The 22,098-nt window shown below is 61.0% G+C and carries 23 protein-coding genes; 7 read left to right on the plus strand and 16 right to left on the minus strand.

Annotated elements, in window-relative coordinates; translation table 11 throughout:
* Positions 1–63: 63 nt before the first annotated feature.
* The 4 genes from ACIQ2A_RS04105 to ctrA form a co-directional block, all read right to left on the minus strand.
* Positions 64–1,221 carry a glutathionylspermidine synthase family protein gene (locus tag ACIQ2A_RS04105; protein ID WP_398476048.1) on the minus strand — a complete coding sequence of 386 codons (1,158 nt, stop codon included), beginning with the start codon at positions 1,219–1,221 and terminating at the stop codon, positions 64–66.
* A complete protein-coding gene (locus ACIQ2A_RS04110) occupies positions 1,221–1,643 on the minus strand; it encodes a hypothetical protein (protein ID WP_398476050.1) in 423 nt (140 codons plus the stop codon). The genes ACIQ2A_RS04105 and ACIQ2A_RS04110 overlap by 1 nt, the downstream gene beginning before the upstream one ends.
* Positions 1,640–2,050 (minus strand): DUF350 domain-containing protein, encoded by a 411-nt coding sequence (locus ACIQ2A_RS04115; RefSeq protein WP_398476052.1) that lies wholly within the window; start codon positions 2,048–2,050, stop codon positions 1,640–1,642. Before ACIQ2A_RS04115 ends, ACIQ2A_RS04110 begins: the two co-directional genes overlap by 4 nt.
* A 143-nt stretch (positions 2,051–2,193) precedes the next feature.
* Positions 2,194–2,895, minus strand: a complete 702-nt coding sequence (gene ctrA / locus ACIQ2A_RS04120) for a response regulator transcription factor CtrA (protein ID WP_068737116.1) — start codon at positions 2,893–2,895, stop codon at positions 2,194–2,196.
* A gap of 459 nt (positions 2,896–3,354) precedes the next feature.
* Here ctrA and fliI point away from each other — a divergent pair, with 459 nt between their 5' ends.
* The 4 genes from fliI to ACIQ2A_RS04140 all read left to right on the plus strand — a co-directional run bounded on the left by fliI (position 3,355) and on the right by ACIQ2A_RS04140 (position 6,901).
* Positions 3,355–4,680, plus strand: coding sequence for a flagellar protein export ATPase FliI (fliI, locus tag ACIQ2A_RS04125; protein WP_398476055.1), 1,326 nt, complete (start codon positions 3,355–3,357; stop codon positions 4,678–4,680).
* 109 nt (positions 4,681–4,789) lie between these two features.
* The gene (gene fliJ, locus ACIQ2A_RS04130) at positions 4,790–5,209 is read left to right on the plus strand and encodes a flagellar export protein FliJ (RefSeq protein ID WP_211912366.1); all 420 of its coding nucleotides are present in this window, start codon (positions 4,790–4,792) and stop codon (positions 5,207–5,209) included.
* Positions 5,210–5,480: 271 nt separating this feature from the next.
* Positions 5,481–6,029 carry a sigma-70 family RNA polymerase sigma factor gene (locus ACIQ2A_RS04135; protein WP_398476058.1) on the plus strand — a complete coding sequence of 183 codons (549 nt, stop codon included), beginning with the start codon at positions 5,481–5,483 and terminating at the stop codon, positions 6,027–6,029.
* Complete coding sequence (locus ACIQ2A_RS04140; protein ID WP_398476174.1) at positions 6,029–6,901, plus strand: anti-sigma factor domain-containing protein; 873 nt, start codon at positions 6,029–6,031, stop codon at positions 6,899–6,901. The genes ACIQ2A_RS04135 and ACIQ2A_RS04140 overlap by 1 nt, the downstream gene beginning before the upstream one ends.
* A gap of 297 nt (positions 6,902–7,198) precedes the next feature.
* Here ACIQ2A_RS04140 and ACIQ2A_RS04145 read toward each other — a convergent pair whose 3' ends face one another.
* Positions 7,199–7,399, minus strand: coding sequence for a hypothetical protein (locus ACIQ2A_RS04145; RefSeq protein ID WP_398476060.1), 201 nt, complete (start codon positions 7,397–7,399; stop codon positions 7,199–7,201).
* 495 nt (positions 7,400–7,894) lie between these two features.
* Positions 7,895–10,045 (minus strand): flagellar biosynthesis protein FlhA, encoded by a 2,151-nt coding sequence (gene flhA, locus ACIQ2A_RS04150; protein WP_398476062.1) that lies wholly within the window; start codon positions 10,043–10,045, stop codon positions 7,895–7,897.
* A 382-nt stretch (positions 10,046–10,427) separates the two neighbouring features.
* Between flhA and ACIQ2A_RS04155 the strand changes: the two genes are divergently transcribed.
* The gene (locus ACIQ2A_RS04155; protein WP_398476065.1) at positions 10,428–11,735 is read left to right on the plus strand and encodes an MFS transporter; all 1,308 of its coding nucleotides are present in this window, start codon (positions 10,428–10,430) and stop codon (positions 11,733–11,735) included.
* A 3-nt stretch (positions 11,736–11,738) separates the two neighbouring features.
* On the opposite strand, the gene ACIQ2A_RS04160 is transcribed toward ACIQ2A_RS04155, so the two are convergent.
* From ACIQ2A_RS04160 to ACIQ2A_RS04205, 10 genes are all read right to left on the minus strand, one after another.
* Positions 11,739–12,662, minus strand: a complete 924-nt coding sequence (locus tag ACIQ2A_RS04160) for a cation diffusion facilitator family transporter (RefSeq protein ID WP_398476067.1) — start codon at positions 12,660–12,662, stop codon at positions 11,739–11,741.
* Positions 12,663–12,723: 61 nt separating this feature from the next.
* Complete coding sequence (locus ACIQ2A_RS04165; protein ID WP_398476069.1) at positions 12,724–13,029, minus strand: hypothetical protein; 306 nt, start codon at positions 13,027–13,029, stop codon at positions 12,724–12,726.
* Positions 13,030–13,321: 292 nt separating this feature from the next.
* Entirely contained in the window at positions 13,322–14,896 is a 1,575-nt protein-coding gene (locus ACIQ2A_RS04170; RefSeq protein WP_398476071.1) for a hypothetical protein, read from the minus strand.
* 237 nt (positions 14,897–15,133) lie between these two features.
* Positions 15,134–15,415, minus strand: a complete 282-nt coding sequence (locus ACIQ2A_RS04175) for a hypothetical protein (RefSeq protein WP_398476073.1) — start codon at positions 15,413–15,415, stop codon at positions 15,134–15,136.
* A gap of 11 nt (positions 15,416–15,426) precedes the next feature.
* Positions 15,427–15,744 carry a hypothetical protein gene (locus tag ACIQ2A_RS04180; protein WP_398476075.1) on the minus strand — a complete coding sequence of 106 codons (318 nt, stop codon included), beginning with the start codon at positions 15,742–15,744 and terminating at the stop codon, positions 15,427–15,429.
* Between the two features lie 21 nt (positions 15,745–15,765).
* Entirely contained in the window at positions 15,766–16,701 is a 936-nt protein-coding gene (locus ACIQ2A_RS04185; protein WP_398476077.1) for a Bug family tripartite tricarboxylate transporter substrate binding protein, read from the minus strand.
* 75 nt (positions 16,702–16,776) lie between these two features.
* The gene (locus ACIQ2A_RS04190; protein WP_398476079.1) at positions 16,777–18,054 is read right to left on the minus strand and encodes a TRAP transporter large permease; all 1,278 of its coding nucleotides are present in this window, start codon (positions 18,052–18,054) and stop codon (positions 16,777–16,779) included.
* Positions 18,051–18,584: a TRAP transporter small permease gene (locus ACIQ2A_RS04195; protein ID WP_398476081.1), complete on the minus strand. Its 534-nt coding sequence runs from the start codon at positions 18,582–18,584 to the stop codon at positions 18,051–18,053. The genes ACIQ2A_RS04190 and ACIQ2A_RS04195 overlap by 4 nt, the downstream gene beginning before the upstream one ends.
* Positions 18,581–19,612 (minus strand): TRAP transporter substrate-binding protein, encoded by a 1,032-nt coding sequence (locus ACIQ2A_RS04200; protein ID WP_398476083.1) that lies wholly within the window; start codon positions 19,610–19,612, stop codon positions 18,581–18,583. Before ACIQ2A_RS04200 ends, ACIQ2A_RS04195 begins: the two co-directional genes overlap by 4 nt.
* A 367-nt stretch (positions 19,613–19,979) precedes the next feature.
* Positions 19,980–20,549: an amino acid synthesis family protein gene (locus ACIQ2A_RS04205; protein ID WP_398476085.1), complete on the minus strand. Its 570-nt coding sequence runs from the start codon at positions 20,547–20,549 to the stop codon at positions 19,980–19,982.
* 83 nt (positions 20,550–20,632) lie between these two features.
* On the opposite strand from ACIQ2A_RS04205, the gene ACIQ2A_RS04210 reads away from it, so the two are divergent.
* Both ACIQ2A_RS04210 and ACIQ2A_RS04215 read left to right on the plus strand, forming a co-directional pair.
* A complete protein-coding gene (locus ACIQ2A_RS04210) occupies positions 20,633–21,301 on the plus strand; it encodes a DUF4286 family protein (RefSeq protein WP_398476087.1) in 669 nt (222 codons plus the stop codon).
* Positions 21,302–21,317: 16 nt separating this feature from the next.
* The gene (locus tag ACIQ2A_RS04215) at positions 21,318–22,007 is read left to right on the plus strand and encodes a GntR family transcriptional regulator (RefSeq protein ID WP_398476089.1); all 690 of its coding nucleotides are present in this window, start codon (positions 21,318–21,320) and stop codon (positions 22,005–22,007) included.
* Positions 22,008–22,098: the final 91 nt, after the last annotated feature.

The raw sequence follows: 22,098 nt of genomic DNA on the forward strand, positions 1-22,098 counted from the left end.
ATAGCGCTTACTGGATCACTCGCTTTCGCGGGTGGTGACAGATTGAGCTCACCCGATCTCACGTCACAAAATCGCATGCGGCACAAAGCGTGACGTATTGCCCGTGATCGGGTTCTCATCCTCGCGGATCGAGAGCCCGCACGGCACCTCGTCCACCAGCCAACTGCCGATCACCGGATAGTTGCCGGAGAAATTCGGCAACGGCATCAACATCTGCCGGATATAGCCTTCCTCGCCATAGGGCCCCGGCTGCGCATCGATGGCATTGCCGCCGCTCACCAGCGTCACATTTGCGCCTTCGCGCGAATAGAGCGGCTTGCGCACATAGGATGTGCCGAGTTCGCTGGCCGCTGCATCATCATCGAAATAGGCCGGCAGCAGATTGGGATGGTTGGGAAACATCGACCACAGCATCGGCAGGATGCCTTTGTTGGAGAGGATCGCCTTCCATGGCGGCTCGATCCAGCGCGTTGATGCGCCCTTGAGCTTGCCGCCGAATGTTTCGCGGAACATCCACTCCCACGGATAGAGCTTGAACAGCAGCTCGATCGGCTGGTCCTTGAGATCGACGAAATGGCCGGCGTCGGTGTAGCCGATCTCGGTGATGTCGATCAGCTCCGGCGACAGGCCGCCCTGTTGCGCGACATCAGCGAGATACTGAACCGTGCCGCGATCCTCGGCGCTGTCCATGCCGGCCGCGAGATGCAGTCTCTTGCCGGCACCGATCTTGCGCCAGGCCTCGATCATTTTCTCGTGCAGCGAGTTATATTGATCCGCGCGCTTCGGAATGATCTGCCGCGCGATCGCCTGTTCGAGCCATGTCCATTGAAACACAGCCGCTTCGAACAACGACGTCGGCGTATCCGCATTGTATTCGAGCAGTTTCGCCGTGCCCTTGCCATCGAAGCAGAAGTCGAAGCGGCCATAGAGGCTCGGCTCGTTGCGCTGCCAGCTCGCCGCGATATAGGTCCAATAGGCTTTGGGAATCTTCAGGAGCTGCAGATAGCGCTCATCCTTTACAGCGCGGCCGACAAGCTCGCGGCACATGGCATTCAGCTCGGCCGTCGGTCCTTCGATCTGCTGCTCGATTTCGTCGAGCGTGAAGGCATAATAAGCGCGCTCATCCCAATAGCGTTCGCCGGCATCGGTGTGGAAGGCGAAGCCCATGCTGGCCGCGGTGTCCTGCCAGTCGTCGCGTTCGGTGCAGGTGATCCGCTGCATCAGCCGCCGCCGGAGAAATGCGAGCCGAACGAGCCGAAGCCGCTGCGCGCCACATGACTGCTGCTCGATGATGCCGCCGAAAGACCGGAACTCGATGATGAAGTATTACTGGCAAAATTACTGCGTCCGGACGACGAGCTGCTGCCCGAGCTGCTCCAGGACGAACCGCTGCCGGAATAGCTGTGCCCACTCGACGACGATGACGACCCGTTCCGCTGCACGCATTGCAGCCGCTCTTCCGATGTCATCGGCTGGGTCGTGTCGCATTTTTCGTGTGGCATCAGCGCATAGGCGCTGCCGCCGACGGCCATCGTGCCCATCAGCAGCAATGCGATATGATGCGACCTTTTCTGCGCCGGTTCCTCGACGGGCGGCCGCCGTGGATTGCGCTTCTTGAAATTATCGATGCTCGCATTCGTCATGGCGAATACACCATGGAGGCGGCATTCAGCACGCCGGCCGCAAGCGAGGCGAGGCCGAGCCACAGGGCTGGCGCCATCCGTCCCTCGGCAATGCGATCGGACAGTTTCGTCACCGGGATGCGCAAAATGAAATAGACGGCGATCTGCACGATCAGCGCGATCACCGCCCAGATCAGGCAGTCGATCACATTGGCCGAATGCACGATCGCGCTGGCCACCGGCAGCACGAAGCCGAGCAGGCTCAATCCGAGCGCAATCGCGGCAGGCGCGCAGTCATTGCGGATGAGTGCGAACTCGTCATGCGATGTCGCGCGCAGATAGACGAACAGATACAGCATCACGGCGACGATGCCGGTGCAGAAATAGACCAGGAAGGCCGGCAGCCCGGCCAGGGATTGCAGAACCATCACGCCCCCGAATGCATCTCACGCGACATCGTCCGATGCCATGCCTTGCATTCGTCGCGGCTGGTAGGGGGAGAGTTCATTACCACAAACAAAAACCCCGCCTTGCGGCGGGGTTTTCATGAGAACGTTCGGGGAGTGTCGGCTTACGCCGGGATGCGGATCTCTTCTTCGTGCGGCTCGCGGAGCACGTAACCGCGGCCCCACACCGTTTCGATGAAGTTGCGGCCTTCGGAAGCGTTGGCCAGCTTCTTGCGGAGTTTGCAGATGAAGACGTCGATGATCTTCAGCTCGGGCTCGTCCATGCCACCATAGAGGTGGTTCAGGAACATTTCCTTGGTGAGGGTGGTGCCCTTGCGGAGCGAGAGCAGCTCCAGCATCTGATATTCCTTGCCCGTCAGATGGACGCGCTGACCGCCGACTTCCACCGTCTTGGTATCGAGATTGACCACCAGGTCGCCGGTCTGGATGACCGACTGGGCATGGCCCTTGGAGCGGCGCACGATCGCATGAATGCGGGCAACCAGCTCGTCCTTGTGGAAAGGCTTGGTCATGTAGTCGTCGGCGCCGACGCCGAGACCCTTGACCTTGTCCTCGATGCCGGCGAGGCCCGAGAGAATGAGGATCGGGGTCTTGATCTTCGAGACCCGCAGCTGCTTGAGCACATCATAGCCGGACATGTCCGGGAGATTGAGATCGAGCAGGATAATATCGTAATCGTAGAGCTTGCCGAGATCGACGCCCTCTTCTCCGAGATCCGTCGTGTAGACGTTGAAGCTCTCGGATTTGAGCATCAGCTCAATCGACTGCGCAACAGCGCTATCATCTTCAATTAGCAAAACGCGCATGCCAGTCCCCTTTAGTCGCCGCTGTGGGCGTCAGGTCGGCCGCCATACTTGCGGCACCAAAAAACGCCTACGAACAACTGATTCGGATCCTGACGGGATATGGTTAACAAATGCTGATTCTTCCGCGCAAGCTCTAATCGTGCAATTTTTGTCGAATCGCCGTAAGATGTTGCGTCAAAGACTCTTTTCGTAACCGTGTCCGCTCAAGTTCCGCATAAGGAATCGAAGCTAACCGACCCCATCGATTCACGCCCTGCATTCTGCCGGCGCAAATGCTCTCAGTCATTCAAGACAGTGATCGAATGATTAACGATGCGGGTAAACACGGAGTTAAGGGGACGCCAGCAATAAGGCGAAACTTTAAAGCTTTCGCTACGAAGCGTTCACGTTGAAGGCGACCATAAGGCAGGGAAGGCCGATATTCCGTGACAGCGCAGCTTCCGTGAAAGCCCAGATTCTTTGAAAGCACTTGCTGAACAACTCGCCGATATCGACGGCATTAATATCTACGGACGCGTGGTCGGCGTGCGTGGTCTCATGGTGGAGATCGCCGGTCCCATCCATGCCATGTCGGTCGGCGCCCGCATCGTCATCGAGACCGGCACCAACCGCTTCATCCCGGCCGAGGTGATCGGCTTCTCCGGCGACAACGCCGTGGTGATGCCGTTCGCCGGGCTTGAGGGCGTGCGCCGCGGCTGCCGTGCCGTCATCGCCAATGCCGCCAGCATGGTGCGGCCGTCGATCGCCTGGCTCGGCCGCGTGGTCAATGCGATGGGGGAGCCCATCGATGGCAAGGGACCGCTGCCGCAGGGGCCGGCACCGATGCCCTACCGCGCCTCGCCGCCGCCGGCGCATTCGCGTAACCGCGTCGGTGCGCCGCTGGATCTCGGCGTGCGCTCGATGAATACCTTTCTCACCTGCTGCCGCGGCCAGCGCATGGGCATTTTCGCCGGTTCCGGCGTCGGCAAATCGGTTCTGCTGTCCATGCTGGCACGCAATGTCGATGCCGACGTCTCCGTGATCGGCCTGATCGGCGAACGTGGCCGCGAGGTGCAGGAGTTCCTGCAGGAGGATCTTGGCGAGGAGGGTCTGGCCCGCGCCGTGGTCGTGGTCGCAACGTCGGATGAGCCGGCGCTGATGCGCCGCCAGGCCGCCTATCTCACCATGTCGATTTCGGAATTCTTCCGCGACGAGGGCAAGGATGTCATGTGCATGATGGACTCGGTCACGCGTTTTGCCATGGCGCAGCGCGAGATCGGCCTGTCTGTTGGGGAGCCGCCCACCGCCAAGGGTTATACGCCCACCGTCTTTACAGAGCTTCCAAAGCTGCTGGAACGGGCAGGGCCGGGCACTGACGAAGGTTCCATCACGGCCATCTTCACGGTGCTGGTGGATGGCGACGACCACAACGAGCCTGTGGCCGACGCCGTGCGCGGCATTCTGGACGGCCATATCGTGATGCAGCGCGGCATTGCCGAGCGCGGCCGCTATCCCGCGATCAACATCCTCAAATCCGTCTCGCGCACCATGCCGCGCTCCTGCGATCCCGCTTACCTCCCGACCATCACCCGTGCGCGCCAGATCATGGCCACTTATTCCGACATGGAGGAACTCATCCGCCTCGGCGCCTATCGCGCCGGTTCCAGCCCGGAGGTGGACGAGGCGATTCAGCTGCACGAGCCGCTCGAGGCATTCCTGCGGCAGCGCAAGGACGAGGTGTGTGGATTGCTGGAAGGATACCAGCAACTGCACCAAATTGTTGGTACTTCAGCAACGGAACGCTAACTTTGTCGCGCCATCATGATCGCCAGACAAGGAATTCAGCCGGCCGCACCTGTTTGGGCGGCCGGCGTTGTCCCGCTGTGAGACAGGGACTTCTGGGGAGTATGAGTCGATGAAGTCACGTGACACACTGATCCGCCTGAAGAAATTTCAGGTCGACGAGAAGCGCCGCCGCGTTAATCAGATCGAAGGCATGATCGCCGACTTCCAGCGCATGTCGGTGGATCTGGAACGCGAGATCCAGACCGAGCAGGATCGCGCCGGTATCCAGGATCCCACCCATTTCGCCTATCCCACCTATGCCAAGGCCGCGATCCAGCGTCGCGAAAACCTGACCCGCTCGGCCGACGAATTGCGTGGCCAGCTCGAGGACGCCAAGGCGCTGCTCGGCGAAGCCTTCGAAGAACTCAAGAAGGTCGAGCTGCTCGACGAGCGCGACCAGGCCCGTGCCCGCGAGGAGGAGAATGCCCGCGAGCAGGCCGACCTTGACAGCATCGGTCTGATGCGCGCCCGCATCGGCGCGGTCGCCTAATTACCTTCGTCATTGCGAGAAGCGCAGCGACGAAGCAATCCAGTCTTCCTTAGCTTGTGCCTCTGGATTGCTTCGTCGCCAAGTGGCTCCTCGCAATGACGGTAGCTAGAATCTGAAAAACCCGGGCCGCAAGGTCCGGGTTTTTCGTGCGTGCCGTCCACAACGCGAACAGTGTCATGGCCTGCGCGCCGGTATTCATGTTACGAGTCGCGAATACCGCTGGGCGAACCCGATCGCGCAGCGAAAGGTAATTTGAGGTCGAGGAGACGGAATGCTGACGCCGGCAGAATTGGTTTGGCTGCTCGCCGCGGTCGCAAAGGGTGATGAAGCTGCATTCGAGCGGCTTTATACCGCTACACGCGCGAAACTGTTCGGCGTCGTGCTCCGTATCTTGCGCAGACAGGACCTCGCGGAGGAAGTGATCCAGGAGGTCTATATCAAGATCTGGAATAGCGCCGGCCAGTTCAATCCCGGTGTTGCCTCGCCGATCACATGGATGGCGTCCATCGCGCGCAATCGCGCGATCGATGTCGTGCGTAAGAAGGGCGAGACGTCGATAGAGGAAGAGCCGTCCGCCATGGATGTCGCCGCCGATACACCCGATCCGCTCGCGCGTCGCGAGATGACCGAAGAGTTGCGGCGTCTGCTCGAATGTGTCGGGCAGCTCGAACCGGAACGACAGAAACTCGTACTGCTCGCTTACTACAATGGCTGGAGCCGCGAACAGCTCGCGGTGAAATTCGAGAAGCCTGTGAACACCGTCAAAACGTGGCTGCGCCGGAGCATGTTGGACATCCGCGCATGTCTGGGACTCGCATGATGGACTATAGCGAAGACCATATCGCATTGGCTGCAGAATATGCGCTCGGCACACTGGATGCCGATGAGCGCGCGCAGGTCGAGCAGATGATGGCGGTAGACAAGGACTACGCCGTCGTCGTGGAGTCGTGGGAGCGTGCGCTCTCGGCGCTCAACCAGATGGTGGGCATGGTCGAGCCTGGCCCACAAGTCTGGGAGAATATCCGCAGCGCGATCGGTCTGTCCGGCGCGCAGCTATCAATGGTCCTGCCATCGGCGCCGGAGCCCGCTGCAGCGCCTGCTATCGAAGCGGCGCGCGGGCCATCGCCAGCCGCCACTTCCAATGTCATCACGCTCACCCGCCGTGCGCAACGCTGGCAGGGTGTGGCGACGGCGATGACAGCGATCGCCGCTGCTCTGATCGCTTTGGTCGGCGTGCAGGTGACGCGCCCCGATCTACTTCCGGTCGCGCTGCGTCCGAAGGCAGAACAGGTTGCGCAGGCGCCCGTACAGACGCCGGTCCAGCTTGCTGCCGCACAGTCGCAATATGTCGCTCTGCTGCAGACCGACGCGTCGTCGCCGGCCTTCATTCTCACTGTCGATGCTGCGACCAAGAACTTTACGGTGCGCAAGGTCGGCGCCGAGCCGCAGGTCGGCAAGAGCTATGAATTGTGGATCGTGTCCGACAAATTCCAGGCGCCGCGTTCGCTCGGCGTGATCGGCAGCGATGAATTCACGACGCGTGCAGCGCTTGCGGCTTACGATCCGGACACGGTCAATCAGGCGACCTATGCTGTCACCGTCGAACCGGAAGGTGGTTCGCCGACCGGTTCTGCGACGGGCCCGATCGTGTTCACCGGCAAGCTGATCGAAACGGTCCCGCCGCCGAAGTAATTTGGCGCGGTTACCAACTCCCCCTCATCTGAGGAGCCGCGCAAAGCGCGGCGTCTCGAAGGATGGCGCCAAGCTCCAGCTTCACCAGCCCATGGTTCGAGACGGCGCTGCGCGCCTCCTCACCATGAGGGGCAGCGAGGCGAAAAGCCAACTACACAAACAGAAGTACAGACAAAAGAAAAACGCCCGTGGGGAGCGGGCGTTTTCCGTTTCGCAGTCCACTTGGGGGGAGTGGGATCTGCTGCGTTATCGCATGACGACCTTGGGGGACATCGGCATGCGAATTCGTAAAACTCGTTAGCGGACCATGCTGCTGTTCGAGGTCGCCGTCGTCACAGGGGCACCTGCTTTGATGACGCGCGCGGTCTGCGTGTAGCCTTGATCTGAATTCATGCGAGACGAGATACCCACACCGGCCACGAAGATACCGGCGATCAGGGCAACAACGACCACCTTGAGGTGGGTCATGCGGTCCGCGCTGTAAATCGAGTGGTTCATGAGACGCTCCTGCCGTCCGATGCCTGACTGCTCGTTGGTGTCGAGCTTTCGTCATCAGGTTCATCATCTGTGTGGCAAAGAACGTCAGTGCGAGGGCGTACGTTCCGGATTATCAATCACAAGACGGTGATATTCCGTGAGGCCCGGAGCCATTTTGGCCGTGTCAGGTCTGACATTTACGAAATACTCATTTGTTTAGAAAGCGATAGTCAAGATCGTCGCAGCTTGCGCGAGGCTTGCCGAAAAACATTACGAATCGGCAAGTCTCTTGTGTGTGACGAATTTGCACCGCCCACCGGCAGTGATTTGCGGCGACGGATCCGTGTTCCGGGGGCGATTTAACCTCTCCCCGCTTGCGGGGAGAGGTCGCCTGGAACATGCGCAGCATGTGGAAGGCGGGTGAGGGGGCTCTCCAAAAGCTCTGCAGTGTGTGGAGAGCCCCTCATCTGTCCCGGCTTCGCCGGGCCACCTTCTCCCCGCGTGCGGGAGAAGGCACTAGACGCTGCCGACGGTCTTCAACCGGGCGCGGGGATGAATCTCGGCCTGCGACAGAACGGTGGTCTGTGAGCGGAACCGTTCCACCAAGGAGCGCACGAACGGTCGGATACCGGCCGAAGTCACCAGCACCGGGGCTTCGCCTTCGCGGGCCGCCTGCTCAAAACTGTTGCGCACGGCGACCATAAATTCCGACAGGCGCGACGGCTGCATCGCGAGGCTGCGGTCTTCACCCTGTCCGATAATGGATTCCGCAAAAGCTTGTTCCCACTGCGCCGACAGCGCGATGAGCGGGAGATAGCCGGCGTAGGAGGTGTTCTGCGCGCAGATCTGGCGGGAAAGGCGCGCGCGCACATGTTCGACGATGGTCGAGGGATTGCGCGAATAGGCCAGCGCGTCGGCAATGCCTTCGAGAATGGTCGACAGATCGCGCACCGAGATGCGTTCGGTGAGCAAGAGCTGCAGCACGCGCTGGATGCCGGAGACAGTGATGAGGCTGGGCACGATATCCTTGACCAGCTCGCCCTGTTCCTTCGGCAGATCCTTGAGCAGCTTCTGCACTTCGCCGTAGGAGAGCAGATCCGACATGTTGCCCTTGAGCAGCTCTGTCAGATGCGTGGACAGCACGGTAGCCGCATCGACGACGGTGTAGCCCTTCAATGAGGCTTCTTCCTTCAGCGCGGCATCGACCCAGGTGGCGGGCAGGCCGAAGGTCGGCTCCGTTGTGTGGATACCGGGCACGGTGACCTGCTGGCCGCCGGGATCCATGACCATGAACTGGTTCGGCCAGATGCGGCCGGTGCCGGATTCGACCTCCTTGATCTTGATGACATAGGTGTTGGCTTCGAGCTGGACATTGTCGAGGATGCGCACCGACGGCATCACAAAGCCCATCTCGACGGCCAGCGACTTGCGCAGCGCCTTGATCTGTTCGGTCAGGCGATCGGTGCCATCCGGGCCGTTGACCAGTGGCAGCAGCGCGTAGCCGAGTTCGATCTTGAGGTCGTCGATCTTGAGCGAGGCGGAGATCGGCTCGTCCGCTGCAGCCTGGGCGGCCTGCGCGGCCGCGGCGGCGGCGGGGCTGCCGGGAGCAGGCACTGCTTGCTGCGAGTCGGTGGCCTTCTGCGACTTGTTACGCTTGCTGGCCGAGTAGGCGAGCCAGCCGGCACCGCCACCCAGGGCGAGGAACGGCAGCATCGGAATGCCCGGTAGCAGCGCCAGCGTCAGCATCACGCCGGCCGACATGCCGAGCGCCTGCGGATAGCCCGAAAACTGCTTCAGCAGCGTCTTGTCGGCAGCACCCGTGATGCCGGCCTTGGAGACCAGCAAGCCCGCGGCGACCGAGACGATCAGCGCCGGCACCTGGGTCACCAGGCCGTCACCGACCGTGAGCAGCGTGTAGGTGCGGCCGGCTTCGGAGAACGGCATGCCCTGCTGGGCGACGCCGATGATGATGCCGCCGATGACGTTGATGGCGGTGATGAGCAGGCCGGCAATGGCGTCGCCGCGGACGAATTTGGAGGCACCGTCCATGGCGCCGAAGAAGCCGCTTTCGTCTTCGAGGTCCTTGCGGCGCTTCTTGGCGGTGGCTTCGTCGATCAGGCCGGCGGAGAGATCGGCGTCGATCGCCATCTGCTTGCCGGGCATGGCGTCCAGCTGGAAGCGCGCAGCGACTTCGGCGATACGGCCCGAACCCTTGGTGATGACGATGAAGTTCACGATCACCAGGATGGCGAACACCACCACGCCGATGACGAAGTTGCCGCCCATCACGAAATGGCCGAAGGCCTCGATGACGTGGCCGGCAGCGGCGGTGCCTTCGTGGCCATGCGACAGGATCAGGCGGGTCGAGGCGAGGTTCAGCGACAGCCGCAGCATGGTCGAGATCAGCAGAACGGTCGGGAACGACGAGAATTCCAGCGGCGTCTGGGTGAACAGCGCCGTCATCAGGATCAGCACCGACATGGTGATGGAGATCGCCAGGAACAGGTCCATGACGATCGCCGGCAGCGGCATGATCAGCACGACGAGGATGATCAGGACGCCGAGCGCCAGCGCGATATCGCCGCGCAGTACCGCGGTTTTAAGCCTGCCGAGATCGAAGCCGCCGCCGGGGGCTGTTGGGCCCTGGCTCACCGTCATGTCCGTCATCGTCAAAGCTTCCCCGCGCGCATGCCGGTCATGCGCGCCAAACGTATGCTTGGCAGCCGGAGGGCCGCCGATCCGCAAGTGAGGCACCGCACTGGCATCCACGGGCATTCCCCCGATCGGCTGACGAGACACGATTTCACTCGGCAATTTTTGCCGTGTGTATGGTTAGCAAAGGGTTAATTTTGGTTAACTGACGGCGAGTTAAGGCAGCGTGACGCAGCACAAGTGCTCCCTCTCCCGCTTGCGGGAGAGGGCCGGGGAGAGGGAGCCCCACGTGACGTCGGAGTTTGCTGAAGCACCCTCTCCCGCACGCGGGAGAGGGGACACTGCGGCCAGTACTCCTGGTGGAAGGAAAATTCATTCTCCACCCCGTCACTTTCGCATGCCTAATCCTTCAGCAGGCTGGCTTGACCCGGAAGGAACTCCCCTTCAGGTTGCCGCAGTGAATTCAGAAACGGCCCTCCCGGAAACGCCCGCCTTCCAGCCCGACTCGCGTCAGGCATGGACCCGCCTTGCCTTGGCACTCGTCGTGGGCTCGTTGGGCTCCGTCGGCATGTGGTCCGTCGTGGTGGTGCTCCCGGCCGTGCAGGCCGATTTCGGCGCCACTCGTGGCGCCGCGGCGCTGGCTTTCACGTTCACCATGGTCGGCTTCGGCATCGGCGGCATCATCGTCGGCCGGCTGACGGACCGTTTCGGCATCGTCGCGAGCATCGCACTTGCCACCGTGCTGATGGCGATCGGCTATGTGCTGTCGTCCTTTGCAACGGCCCTCTGGCAATTCATCCTGCTGCATCTTCTGATCGGCGCCGGCTCATCCGCCACTTTCGCGCCATTGATGGCCGAAGCCTCGCACTGGTTCGAACGCCGCCGTGGCATCGCGGTCGCGCTGGCTGCGACGGGCAGCTATATTGGCGGCACTTTCTGGCCGCCAGTGGTGAGCTGGGGCATGCTCACTTTCGGCTGGCGCCCGACACAGATCGGCATCGCGGTCGTTACGACGGCTCTCACATTGGTGACGCTCGCGGTATTGCGGTCGAAAATGGGCGCCAATGAGCGCCGCAGCCATGCCAATGCGCCGCCACCGAAAGTCGATCTGCAGCTAAGTCACAATGCTTTGACAGCAATCCTTTTCATCGCTGGCATCGGCTGCTGCGTCGCCATGGCGATGCCGCAGGTGCATATCGTCGCTTACTGCAGCGACCTTGGCTATGGCGCCGCACGTGGCGCAGAGATGCTGTCGGTGATGCTGGCACTCGGCATCATCAGCCGCGTCGGCTCAGGCTTCCTAGCCGATCGCATCGGCGGGCTGCGCACCCTGCTGGTCGGTGCCATCGCGCAGGGCGTGGCACTGATGTTCTATCTGTTCTTTGACGGATTGAGCTCGCTCTATATCATCTCGGCGATGTTCGGCCTGTTCCAGGGCGGCATCGTGCCGGCCTATGCGATCATCGTGCGCGAGGCGATGCCGGCCTCGCAGGCCGCGACGCGCGTCGGCATCGTCATCCTCGGCACCATTGCTGGCATGTCGCTGGGCGGCTGGCTGTCCGGCGTCATCTTCGATGCCACCGGCTCCTATCGGGCTGCCTTCATCAATGGCATCTGCTGGAATCTGTTCAACGTCGCGATCGTCACATGGCTGTTGATGCGAGCGCGCAAGCGGACGGCGATGACGCTACGCGCTGCCGCGTAAGGGCTACAGCCACGCTTCGTCGCTGGTGAACTCGATATTGAGCCAGTGGCTCGGCGGCACGGCGCCCAGCCGCTCCGCAATCTCCCGCCTAATGCCATCGAAGTAATCCACCTCGCGCGGCCCGAGATCGTCGGGTGCGAGGAACGTGATATCGACGAAACGCGCGCGACCCATCTTGGCGACATAGCTCGAAAAATTCTCGAAGCCGTGGCGCTTCTGGATATCACGCGCGATCTCGCGCACTTCCTCATCCAGATCCACCGGCGCCACCTGGATGATATCCTTCACCGATCGCCAGCACGACCGCAGCGGCAGTGGCAGCAGCAACACGCTGAGCGTCGCCAGCACCGCCGGATCGAGATAGGGCACGAGATGATCATAGCTTGTCCCATGCATCCGCGCCGCGACCCAGAAACTGAGACCCAGCGCGACGCTGACCAAACCCGACGCAAACCAGTTGCGCGCGTCCATCAGCAGCAGTTCTGAATTCAGCCGCTTCGCACGCGTCCCGATCAGATAGGCCATCACCAGCGCGATCAGTCCCGCGATGATGCCGTAGGCGGCGCCGGGCCCGAACGACACCGAACGGCCGACGCTGAACAAGTCATTCAGCGCACCCAGCAGCGCATAGCCGCAGGATAGTGCCAGCACGACGCTGTTGAGGAGCACCAGCATCGGCTCGAACTGCCAGAAGCCGAACTGGAAGTAGCGAGTCGATCCGCGCGTCAGCAGCAGCGAGACGCCGACGGACAATCCGGTCATCGCCGCATCGATGACGGAATATACGCCATCGAACACAATCGATGACGAATTGATGACAAGTCCCACCGAGATACCGACGGCCGCGTCGAAGGCGGTGACGATGATGGAATAAACGAGGGCTTTGCGCTCCTCGCGGCTGTCGATGTCGTGCTGCAAGTCGGTCATGGTTTGGACGCAAGGAAGCCGCAAGAGAAATCGGAATTTGCGCTGGAAACAGCGCGTTTTGCTACGGCGTGAGGTCCTGTACCGGAGGCATTCCGACCGGTCCGTCAGGCGGCACAGATTCCCGAAGGCGCATTTCAGCACCAGCGCCGAACATGCATTCCATAGTCGGTTCTGCGATCGCCGTCATGGTGGTTTCGATCCGCGGCCACTTTTCTGCCTGCAGCCATGCGCGGTTCAGCGTCGGGACGCCCCGTTCGGTGACGCCATAAAGCAATGCGTCGAGCATTTCGACATCATCGACCTGATCGAACATCGCGTTGCGCACGCAATCGCACACGGCCTCCGGGCGTGCATAGCGCGGCGCCATGAAGGGGGCGCAGAGGCGAATGAATTCGCCGCGCGGATCCGGCATCAGCGACAATTGGCGGGGATCGGCGCGTGTGGGAGCCGTCACAAAACAGCTCAGCACGCTGCAAAGCAGCGCGCAGGTCGTGTAGGCGAGAAGGAAATGATATCGCGAAGTCACCAAGCACCAATCTGTCGGTGAAGCCGCGTGACTTTATCATGCTTCGCGCGCCTGCACACCCAGATCGACAGATGGCCTCGGCGCAGTGCGCCGAGGCCATTATTTCATCTGCATGATCGCATATCATCTGTCACTACAGGATATGAGCACCGTGCAGATCGAGGAGGCCGTGGTCACCTGCCAGCGGTGCGGTGATCGTATCGGTGAGCGCAGCCACATCGAGCGGCGCGTTCACCGGAGCCGAGACGGTGTTGCCCGATGCGATATCGCCGCTCAGGATGCCGCCGGGAATTCCAGCGCCACCAAGCAATCCGCCGAGCAGGCCATTGCTGCCAAGCAGGTTGCCGGACAGGCCGTCCGTTCCTGCGCCGCCCAAGCTGGGAACGTCGAGGATGCCGCTGCCTGTCAGCACACCGAGATCTGCCAGCTGCGGCCCATCAGCACCGACATCGATCGCACTGATGCTCACGGCATGCGTCGGATCGGTATCGGGCGTCGATAGCAGATCGAGTCCCAGCCCGTTTGGCGTCTGCGGCCCGACATCGAGATCGATCAGATGGCCCGTCGAAGATCCGTTGAGATCGCCGACAGTGCCGTTCAACAGCCCACCCTCTGCATTGAGAAGGCCGCCAGCCAACCCGCTGCCAAGGAGGTTGCCGAGCGGGTTGCCAGACCCGGTATCGCCGATGCCGGGCAGGCCAAGGCCGGAGGCCGGCGGCAAGCCGATATCGATCACGTTCTGGCCGTCCCCGGTGTCGAGCACGTTCACATTGAGACCGTCGGTGTCGGTCGCATCCGGCCCCGTCAGCGCATTCACTGATAGACCATTCCCGTCAGCACCGCTGGGGCTGATGCTCAGCAGGGAATTGAGATCGAGCGGATTGCCGGATCCTGGTTCACCCGTGCCGGGAAGGCCGATGCCGCCTGTGTTTGGAAGCAGGCCGATATCGAGCAGGTTCTCACCGTTGCCGGTGCCGAGGACGTTGAGATTGACACCGTGCATGTCAGAGGCATCGGCTGGCGCAAGGACGTTCACTGCCAGGCCTTGGCCATCACCTCCCGTATCGACCGAGAGCAGGGGACCGAGACCGAGTGCGTCGCCGGATCCGGGATCGCCGGTGCCAGGCAGGCCGATGCCACCGGTGTTCGGAAGCAGGCCGACATCGAGCAGGTTTTCACCAGTGCCATCGCCAAGCACATTCACATTGATGCCATGACTATCGGTCGCGTCCGGTGGTGTGAGGACATTGACCGACAGGCCGTTGCCGTCTGCTCCGCCGAGACCAACCGTGAGCACGGGATCGATGCCGATCGTCAGGCCGCCAGTATCACCAGGAGGCGTTGATCCATCGCCGCCACCCGAGCCGGGAGGTGTCGATCCATCACCGCCACCTGTGACAGGAGGTGTTGATCCGTCGCCACCGCCCGAGCCTGGAGGTGTTGATCCATCACCACCGCCTGCGACAGGAGGTGTCGATCCGTCACCGCCGCCTGAGCCCGGAGGAGTTGATCCGCCGCCACCGCCTGCGCCCGGAGGCGTGGATCCATCACCGCCGCCGGCGACAGGAGGCGCCGAACCGCTACCGCCATCTCCACTTCCGGCACCGGGGGGAGTGCCGGAGCCATCGGATCCGGCGCCGGGCGGGCCGTCTACATATTTGATGTCCTCGGATGGTGGCTGATAAACGACTTGCTGGGAAATTGACATTCTGCATCTCCTCGCTCGTTGAGCAGTGCAGTGGCAATTTCAGGCGGCGCGCAACGTTTCGTCTGGCAGGTGAGCAGAGGTCGGCAGGGACAATCCCGGGCTAATGCGTTTGGTCGAGTAAGCTTCAAAGGCGCCATGTCGGGAACGCAGCGTAAGCTTCTACCGATCATCGCCAGTTTCGGATCGGAACAGCGTGTAAAGCTTGGAGCAACTCTCGGCGGATCGCAGAAAATCGGATCACGCCGATATGTCGATCCAGCGCAGGATCGCCTTGCGCGCTCGCGCCCATTCGAGTGCGGCAGCCGACATCGTCGTACCAGTCAATCGATCCGAGAGCGTGTGAAAACATTGATAGGCATCGCGCTCCGCGGTAGCGACGGCAGGGGAGACGTTTGCTGTGGGGCGCTCGGTTGTGAGCGCATCAATCAGATGCCGCGCTTCCGTATCAGGACTGATGGATGCGGTATTCATGATCGAGCGGCAATAACGGGCTTTCAAATGACTGATGGCATTGCTCATGGCTCGCGCTATCACGCGGCGCTGTTTATTTCTGTCCGGTACCTGACATTCATACCGGTTATCGCGCAGCAAAAAGCCCGCCGGTAAGGGCGGGCTTTCGGGTCATTACTTTTCCGGATGATTTGAGCCGGCGGTGTCGTCTTCGGTGGCTTGCCATCCTTCAAACGCCCCTCGTTATGAAGATTGCGACCTTCCTGAGCCTTCTTCTTGCTCTCCGGATCCTTGCCGGATTCTGCGACAAAGTTGGCGCAGTCCTTCATCAGATTGACGGTCGATCTATTGGCACGCTGTGAGCGTGTGTAGCTCACAGCGTGTTGATCGTCGTCCAACGATCATTGCCGACGCAATGCTTATTGCTCTGGCTTGAGACCGACGGATTTGACGAGCGGGCCGTACTTGTTGTGCTCGGCGACATACCAATCGCGCAGTTGCTCCGGCGTGGATCCGACAATGACCGCGCCCTGCGAGGTCAGGCGCTCTTGAAAGTCGGCATCTTTGACCGCCGTGGTGATGTCCGCGCTCATCTTGTTGACAATGTCGCTTGGTGTTCCCTTGGGAACCACGACCGACGACCAGGTCTGAGCTTGAAGGAAATCGAGACCTTGTTCCACCGAGGTCGGGACATCTGGGAAGATGGAGACACGCTTGGAGTCCAAAACTGCAATGGCTCGAAGCTTCCCGCCCTTCACATGTGCGACCACTTCCGCGGGGGCACCTGCATAGAATTGCAAACGACCTGCGACGAGATCGATGACGCCTTGTCCGCCGCTCTTATACGGCGCGTGAATAAGGTCTAGTTTTTCGTGTTGCCCGAGCAGTTCTCCAATCAAATGTGGCGTCGTGCCGGCACCGGGAGACGGGTAGACAGCGCCCGGCTTCTTCTTGGCATAAGCGACGAGATCCTTCAGATTCTGAACCGGAAGCGCCGGATGTGCCACCATGATCAGAGGAAAATAGGCCACCAGCGAGACAGGTTCGAAACTCTTGTCGGTGGTGTAAGTGAGGTTCGGGTAGACGTGCTGCGTGATGACGAAAGGCGGCGCCGCAAGCAGCATGGTGTAACCATCCGGCGCGGCGCGCGAGACATATTCGGCGCCGATGGTGGTGGTAGCACCGGGGCGGTTTTCGACGACCACAGGCTGCTTCCAGAGCTCGCTGAGCTTCTGCGCGAGGATGCGTCCGACCACATCGGACGATCCGCCGGGCGCATAGGGGATGACCATGGTCACCGGCTTGGATGGAAAGCTCTGAGCTTGCGCCGATGTCACGCTCAGAAGTCCCGCCATGGCCGCCAGAAGAAGTCGTCTCATCAAATCGTCTCCTTGTTGCAAAAAGAAAACGCAGTCGTCCGCGCCGATGGCCTATTTGTAGAGAGCCATCGGAGCGAGCGTCAGCGCAGGGAAGTAAGTGATCAGAGCCAGTACGAACAGATAGATGAAGAAGAACGGCACGACGCCGCGATAGAGTTGCGGCAGCGGCATCTTGAAGATGGCGTTGGACGCAAACAGATTCAGGCCGAAGGGCGGCATGAACATGCCTATTGCCAGATTCACCGTGACGATGATTCCGAAATGGATCGGGTCGATCCCGGCTTTGGCTGCGATCGGCGTGAGCAGCGGCGCTAGGACAAGGATCGCGGCGGGTGGCTCCAGCACACTGCCGACCAGCAGCAGCATCACATTGATCACCAGCAACAACGCCCAGGTTTGCAGCGACAGGCTGTCGATGAAGGATACCAGCTGGGCCGGAAAGCCGCTGGTGGTGATCAGCCATGAATAAGTGCCGGCGGCGGCAACGATGATCATGATCTGCGCAACAAGGAAGGACGAATCGACCGCGGTTTGCCAGACGTCGCGCCATGCCAGTTCGCGATAGATGCAGACCGATACGACGATCGAATAGATGCAGGCGGCGCCAGCGGCTTCCGTCGGGGTGAACATGCCGCCATAGATGCCGCCGAGAATGAGTATCGGCGCGAGGATCGCCCAGAGGGAGCGCCTAGCGGCCGGGCGGATCACATCCCAACGCGGCTTTTCGCCGACCGGCACGCCCTTCATTCGGGAATAGATGACGACATAGATGCCGAGGGCGGAAGCCACGATCAGGCCAGGCACGATGCCGGCGAGAAACAGCTGCGTCGCCGATTGCTGGGCTGCGATGGCATAGATGATCATCGGGATCGACGGCGGAATGATCACGTCGATCACCCCGGTGGCGGTGACCAGGCTGACGGAAAACCGGCGGTTGTAGCCAGCCTTGCCAAGTGAAGGCAGCGTCAGTTTGCCGATGGCGGCGACGCAGGCGACGCTGGAACCCGACATCGCGCCGAAGGCCGAGGCCGATGCGACGGTTGCAAGCGGCAGCGAGCCGCGGATGCCGCCGATCAGCGCCATGATCAGTTCGATGAGCCGGCGCGCGATGCCACCGCGGGACATGATGTCGCCGGCGAAGATGAACAGCGGGACAGCGAGCAGGGAAAAAGCGTCGAGACTGCCGAACAGCGCCGTATGCATCGCACGCAGCGGAATATCTCCGAGCATGAGCATGCCGGCAGCGGTCGCGATCAGCAGCGTGACGAAGATCGGCGTGCCGATGGCCAGCAATGCGATGGGCAACACACCGAAGACGAGCGCGTTCATACGTGGTCCTGGATTTCCGTGTGGCCGATTGCGGATGGGCCAAACACCACGAGCCGCATGACGGTCATTGCCGCGATCAGCACCAATCCTCCCAGGACGGCCGACTGTGCGATCCAGACTGGAAATTCCATGGCATCGCTGCGCTGATCGAAAGCATAGAGCTGCGACACGACGTCAAGGCTGCTGACAGCTACGACGCCGCAGATGCTGATGGTGAGTGCAGCCGAAAAGAGCGTCGCGATCCTGTGCAGCGTCGGCGATACATGGTCGAGCAGCAGCTCGATCTTGATGTGGGAACCGCGCCAGGTCACGCTGGCGACGGCCGAAAACACGACCAGGATCATGAGATACAGCATCGATTCTTCGGCCCAGGCGATGGGACTGGCGAAGAAGTAGCGGCCGGCGACATTGGCGCCGTTGATGGTGACGATTGCGATCAATGCAGCGCCGGCGACCATCGTGCAGAGCGACGAAATGCTGTCGCCTAGCCGATGCAGAACTCCGCGCGCCGATGCCTCGCCTGCCATCATGACGCAGTCGCCTCGGCAGTCTTCAGCAGTAGCTCGAACAGTTCGCGCTCAGCCGGCTTCTTGGCGGTCACCTCGGCGCCGATGGGCCGAACGCGCTTCACGAACTCATCGTGATCGGCTTTCGACAGTTCGGTGATCTCGCCGCCGCTCGCTTTCCATGCAGCGCGCTGCTTGGTGGTGAAATCAACGGCCCATGGAAATACCTCGATGCTCGTCTTGCGGCCGGCATCATCGACCTTCGCCTGCAGCGCGGGAGACAGTTTGTCGTACCACTGTTTGCTGACGACGGCGGCAACGGTGACCATTGCTTGATCGGTTTCCACGACATACTTCGCGGCATCGTAAAACCGCAATGCGGTCAGCACCGAGAGTACGCTCATCACGCCATCGATCGTGCCTTGCTGCAAAGCGGGCAGAACCTCGCCAAGCGGCATCGGCACCGCAGTGGCTCTCACCGCCTTCAGTTGGTCTGTTTGTATCGGCGAGGCGAGCACGCGGATCTTCTTGCCTTCGAAGTCGGCAAGTTTCTCGATCTTGGTACGCGTGTTGAAAATGGTTGGTCCGCTGACGAAGAGGCCGATGCCCTTCAGTCCCTTGTTGGCGCCGAGCGCGAGAAAGGCCTTGTTGAACCCGCTGTCCTGAATGGCGCGGTTGGCATGGGCCATGTCCTTGAACAGACCTGGGGCGCCGAGCACTTCGAAGCGGCTATCGACGCCGGCGAGGAACTCCGGCGGTCCGACAAAAGCCTGGATCGAGCCGAATTGCGTGCCTTCGATCATGCGCGGAATCGAGCCGAGCTGACTCGCCGGATAAATCTCGACCTTGATTTGTCCGCCGCTGTCAGATTCGAGAATGCGCTGGAAGATTTTCATCCACTCGTGCTGCACATCGTTCAGCGTCGGTGTACCGACCTTCATCGTCACAGGAGCGGATTGCGCCGACAACAGCGATGGTGCCGCAAGCAACGAGGCGACGCCGGCGCTCGTTGCGAGGAAGCCACGCCGTGTGATTGTTGGCATCTTCTTCATGTAACCCCCAAAGTCGTTATCGATCGCTAGAATGTCGTCGAGATTTTTTTGCTTTTGCAAATTTGACGCCAAGATATGACTTGGCGCCGATCGTTCTCAAAAAAACTGGATTGCAAGCATGCAGGTGTAAGCGAGTAGAGTGTTGTGCGCGCAATGATGCGCATGGCCGTAAGTCACTGATCGTTGTTTGCTGTTACGACGTCGCGCGATGGCGTCGCCGAGACACAGCATGAGTCGTCGCACAGACAAGCCGCAGCTACCCAACGACCGATATGATCGATCGCAGGATGTGTCGCTCGCGATGTTGTCGGCGATGGTAGGCAGGCAGGAAAGGACGCTGACGGCGTACCTGTCTCTGCCAGATCCGCTAACCGCGCTTTGCTACTTCGTCATGCGTGAGGCCGCCGACGCGGGCATTGAGCCGCGCACCGCTGGCCAGGCAGAAGATGATCGCGATTTCGTCGGGCATCGGCGTGTCCTGCAGCGACAGGGTCACGCCATCGTAATGCGAACGGACATAGACGTCGTCGACATGGTTCATGGGAATGTCGATCAGCTGACCGGGCGAGCCGAGTTTCACCATCGACGAGATCCATGCCTTGCCGCAACCGAGCGCATCGCGGATCGGATTGGCATAAGCGGTCGTTACCAGGGCGCTTGCATGTTCCGCTTCGCCAAGCAGGCCGACCAGAGCGCCCTTACCATAGCTCTGTGCCTTGTAGGTGCCGAGCGCATCGAGCGCCATCTGCGCCATGGTCTTGCCGAGGCCGACGCTGGCCTCTACGAGAGGGCTGAGATCTTCAACGTAGCGGCCGAGATAGGGGTTCTCGAGGACAGTCACCACGGCGACCTTGCGGACGGGTACTTCGACCCGACGACCCGCCAATTCGCTCTTGTCTTCAACGATCGAATAGGAGCGGCGAATATTCAGATTCATTTCGATTGGCTTTCGAATGCTTGACACTGGCTGATCGAGAGCTAACACTTCGTCAGACAATCTGTCAATCAGGGCTTCAGCATATGCAAATCAAAGGCCAAGCCGTTCTGTTTTCGGAAATGACGCCGGGACCGGACTTCGTCGATCGCTTCCACAACTGGTACGATACGCATCATATTCCGGTGCGGATGGCGTGCCCCGGCTTTGTCAGCGCGCAGCGTTACAAGCGGCAGGATACCGAGGGTTATCTCGCGGTCTACGAGATGGATGATGTCGGGGTGCTGTCCCGCGATGCCTATAAAGTAATCAAGAGTCAGCCGTCGGAAGAGACCGCATGGATGTTGGCCAATGTGACCGGTTTCACCCGCTACCTTGCGGGCGAGACGTCGGTGAAGTCGCAGGAGGCGCCGGATTCGACGCTGGATGCCGCCGTTCTTTATGCGGTCAGCTTCAATGTTCCTGCCGAGGCAGCGGCCGAATTCGATTCCTGGTATGAGACCGAGCACATTCCCTTGTTGATGGAGTGCCCGGATTGGCTGATGGTGCGCCGGATGCGCGTTGCCGATGGCGTTCCCGAAACGTATACACATATGGCTTTGCATTATTTGGCCGACTCGAAGGCTCTGCAGTCTCCGGCGCGTGACAAAGCGCGCAAGACCGCCTGGCGGGACAAGCTGGCCAAGAACGACTGGTTCAAAGCGAGCTACACCGTGTTCGACCGTGTAGGACAGCGGCATCTCGGAAGACGATAGCGGAAGACGATAGACAATGGCCACGCCCAATCTCCGGATATCTCCCAAAACCGTTCAGCAGCAGATCGTGGAGAAGCTTCGGGGAGCGATCATCGAGGGCGTCTTCAAGCCGGGCGATCGGCTCATCGAGGCTGATCTGTGCGAAATGCTCGGGGTCAGCCGGCCGTCGATCCGCGAGGCGCTGCGCAGCCTTGAAGCCGAGAAGTTGGTCGAGATCATTCCGAACCGGGGTCCGCAGATCCCGGTTCTGACCGCCGAGCATGCTACCGAAATCTACCAGATGCGTGCGTTACTCGAAGGCGAGGCGGCGTTCATTGCCGCCAAGAAGGCGACGCCGGACGACCTCAAGCTCATGCGTGCGTCGCTGGCCGCTTTCGGCAAGGCCGTTCGCGCGCATGACATGAAGATCGAGGTCGCGACCACCGCTGAATTCTACGGTCATATCCTGCGTATCTGTGGCAATCGCATCATCGAAGAGACGCTGAACGGTTTGCTCGCCCGCATCAATTTCCTACGTGGGCGTTCCATGTCGCGGCCGGGCCGCGCCAAGGTCAGCCTGCAGGAAATGAAGGCGATCTTCGAGGCGATCGAAGCGCGCAACGGATCTGCGGCACGCACGGCAGCCGTTCGACATGTCGAGAACGCGCATCGCTCGGCCAATGCCGTCTACGAGCAGCTGAATGCCAAAGAAGATAGCGCTGCCTGACGCATGATGAGTGCGCGTTCTTCGTCAATAATATCCAGTTCTTTTCGTTTAGATATCCGCCGCTATCGGCAGCGCGCTACAGCAAGTCTGT

The organism is Tardiphaga sp. (assembly GCF_044336785.1).
Classification (GTDB): domain Bacteria; phylum Pseudomonadota; class Alphaproteobacteria; order Rhizobiales; family Xanthobacteraceae; genus Tardiphaga.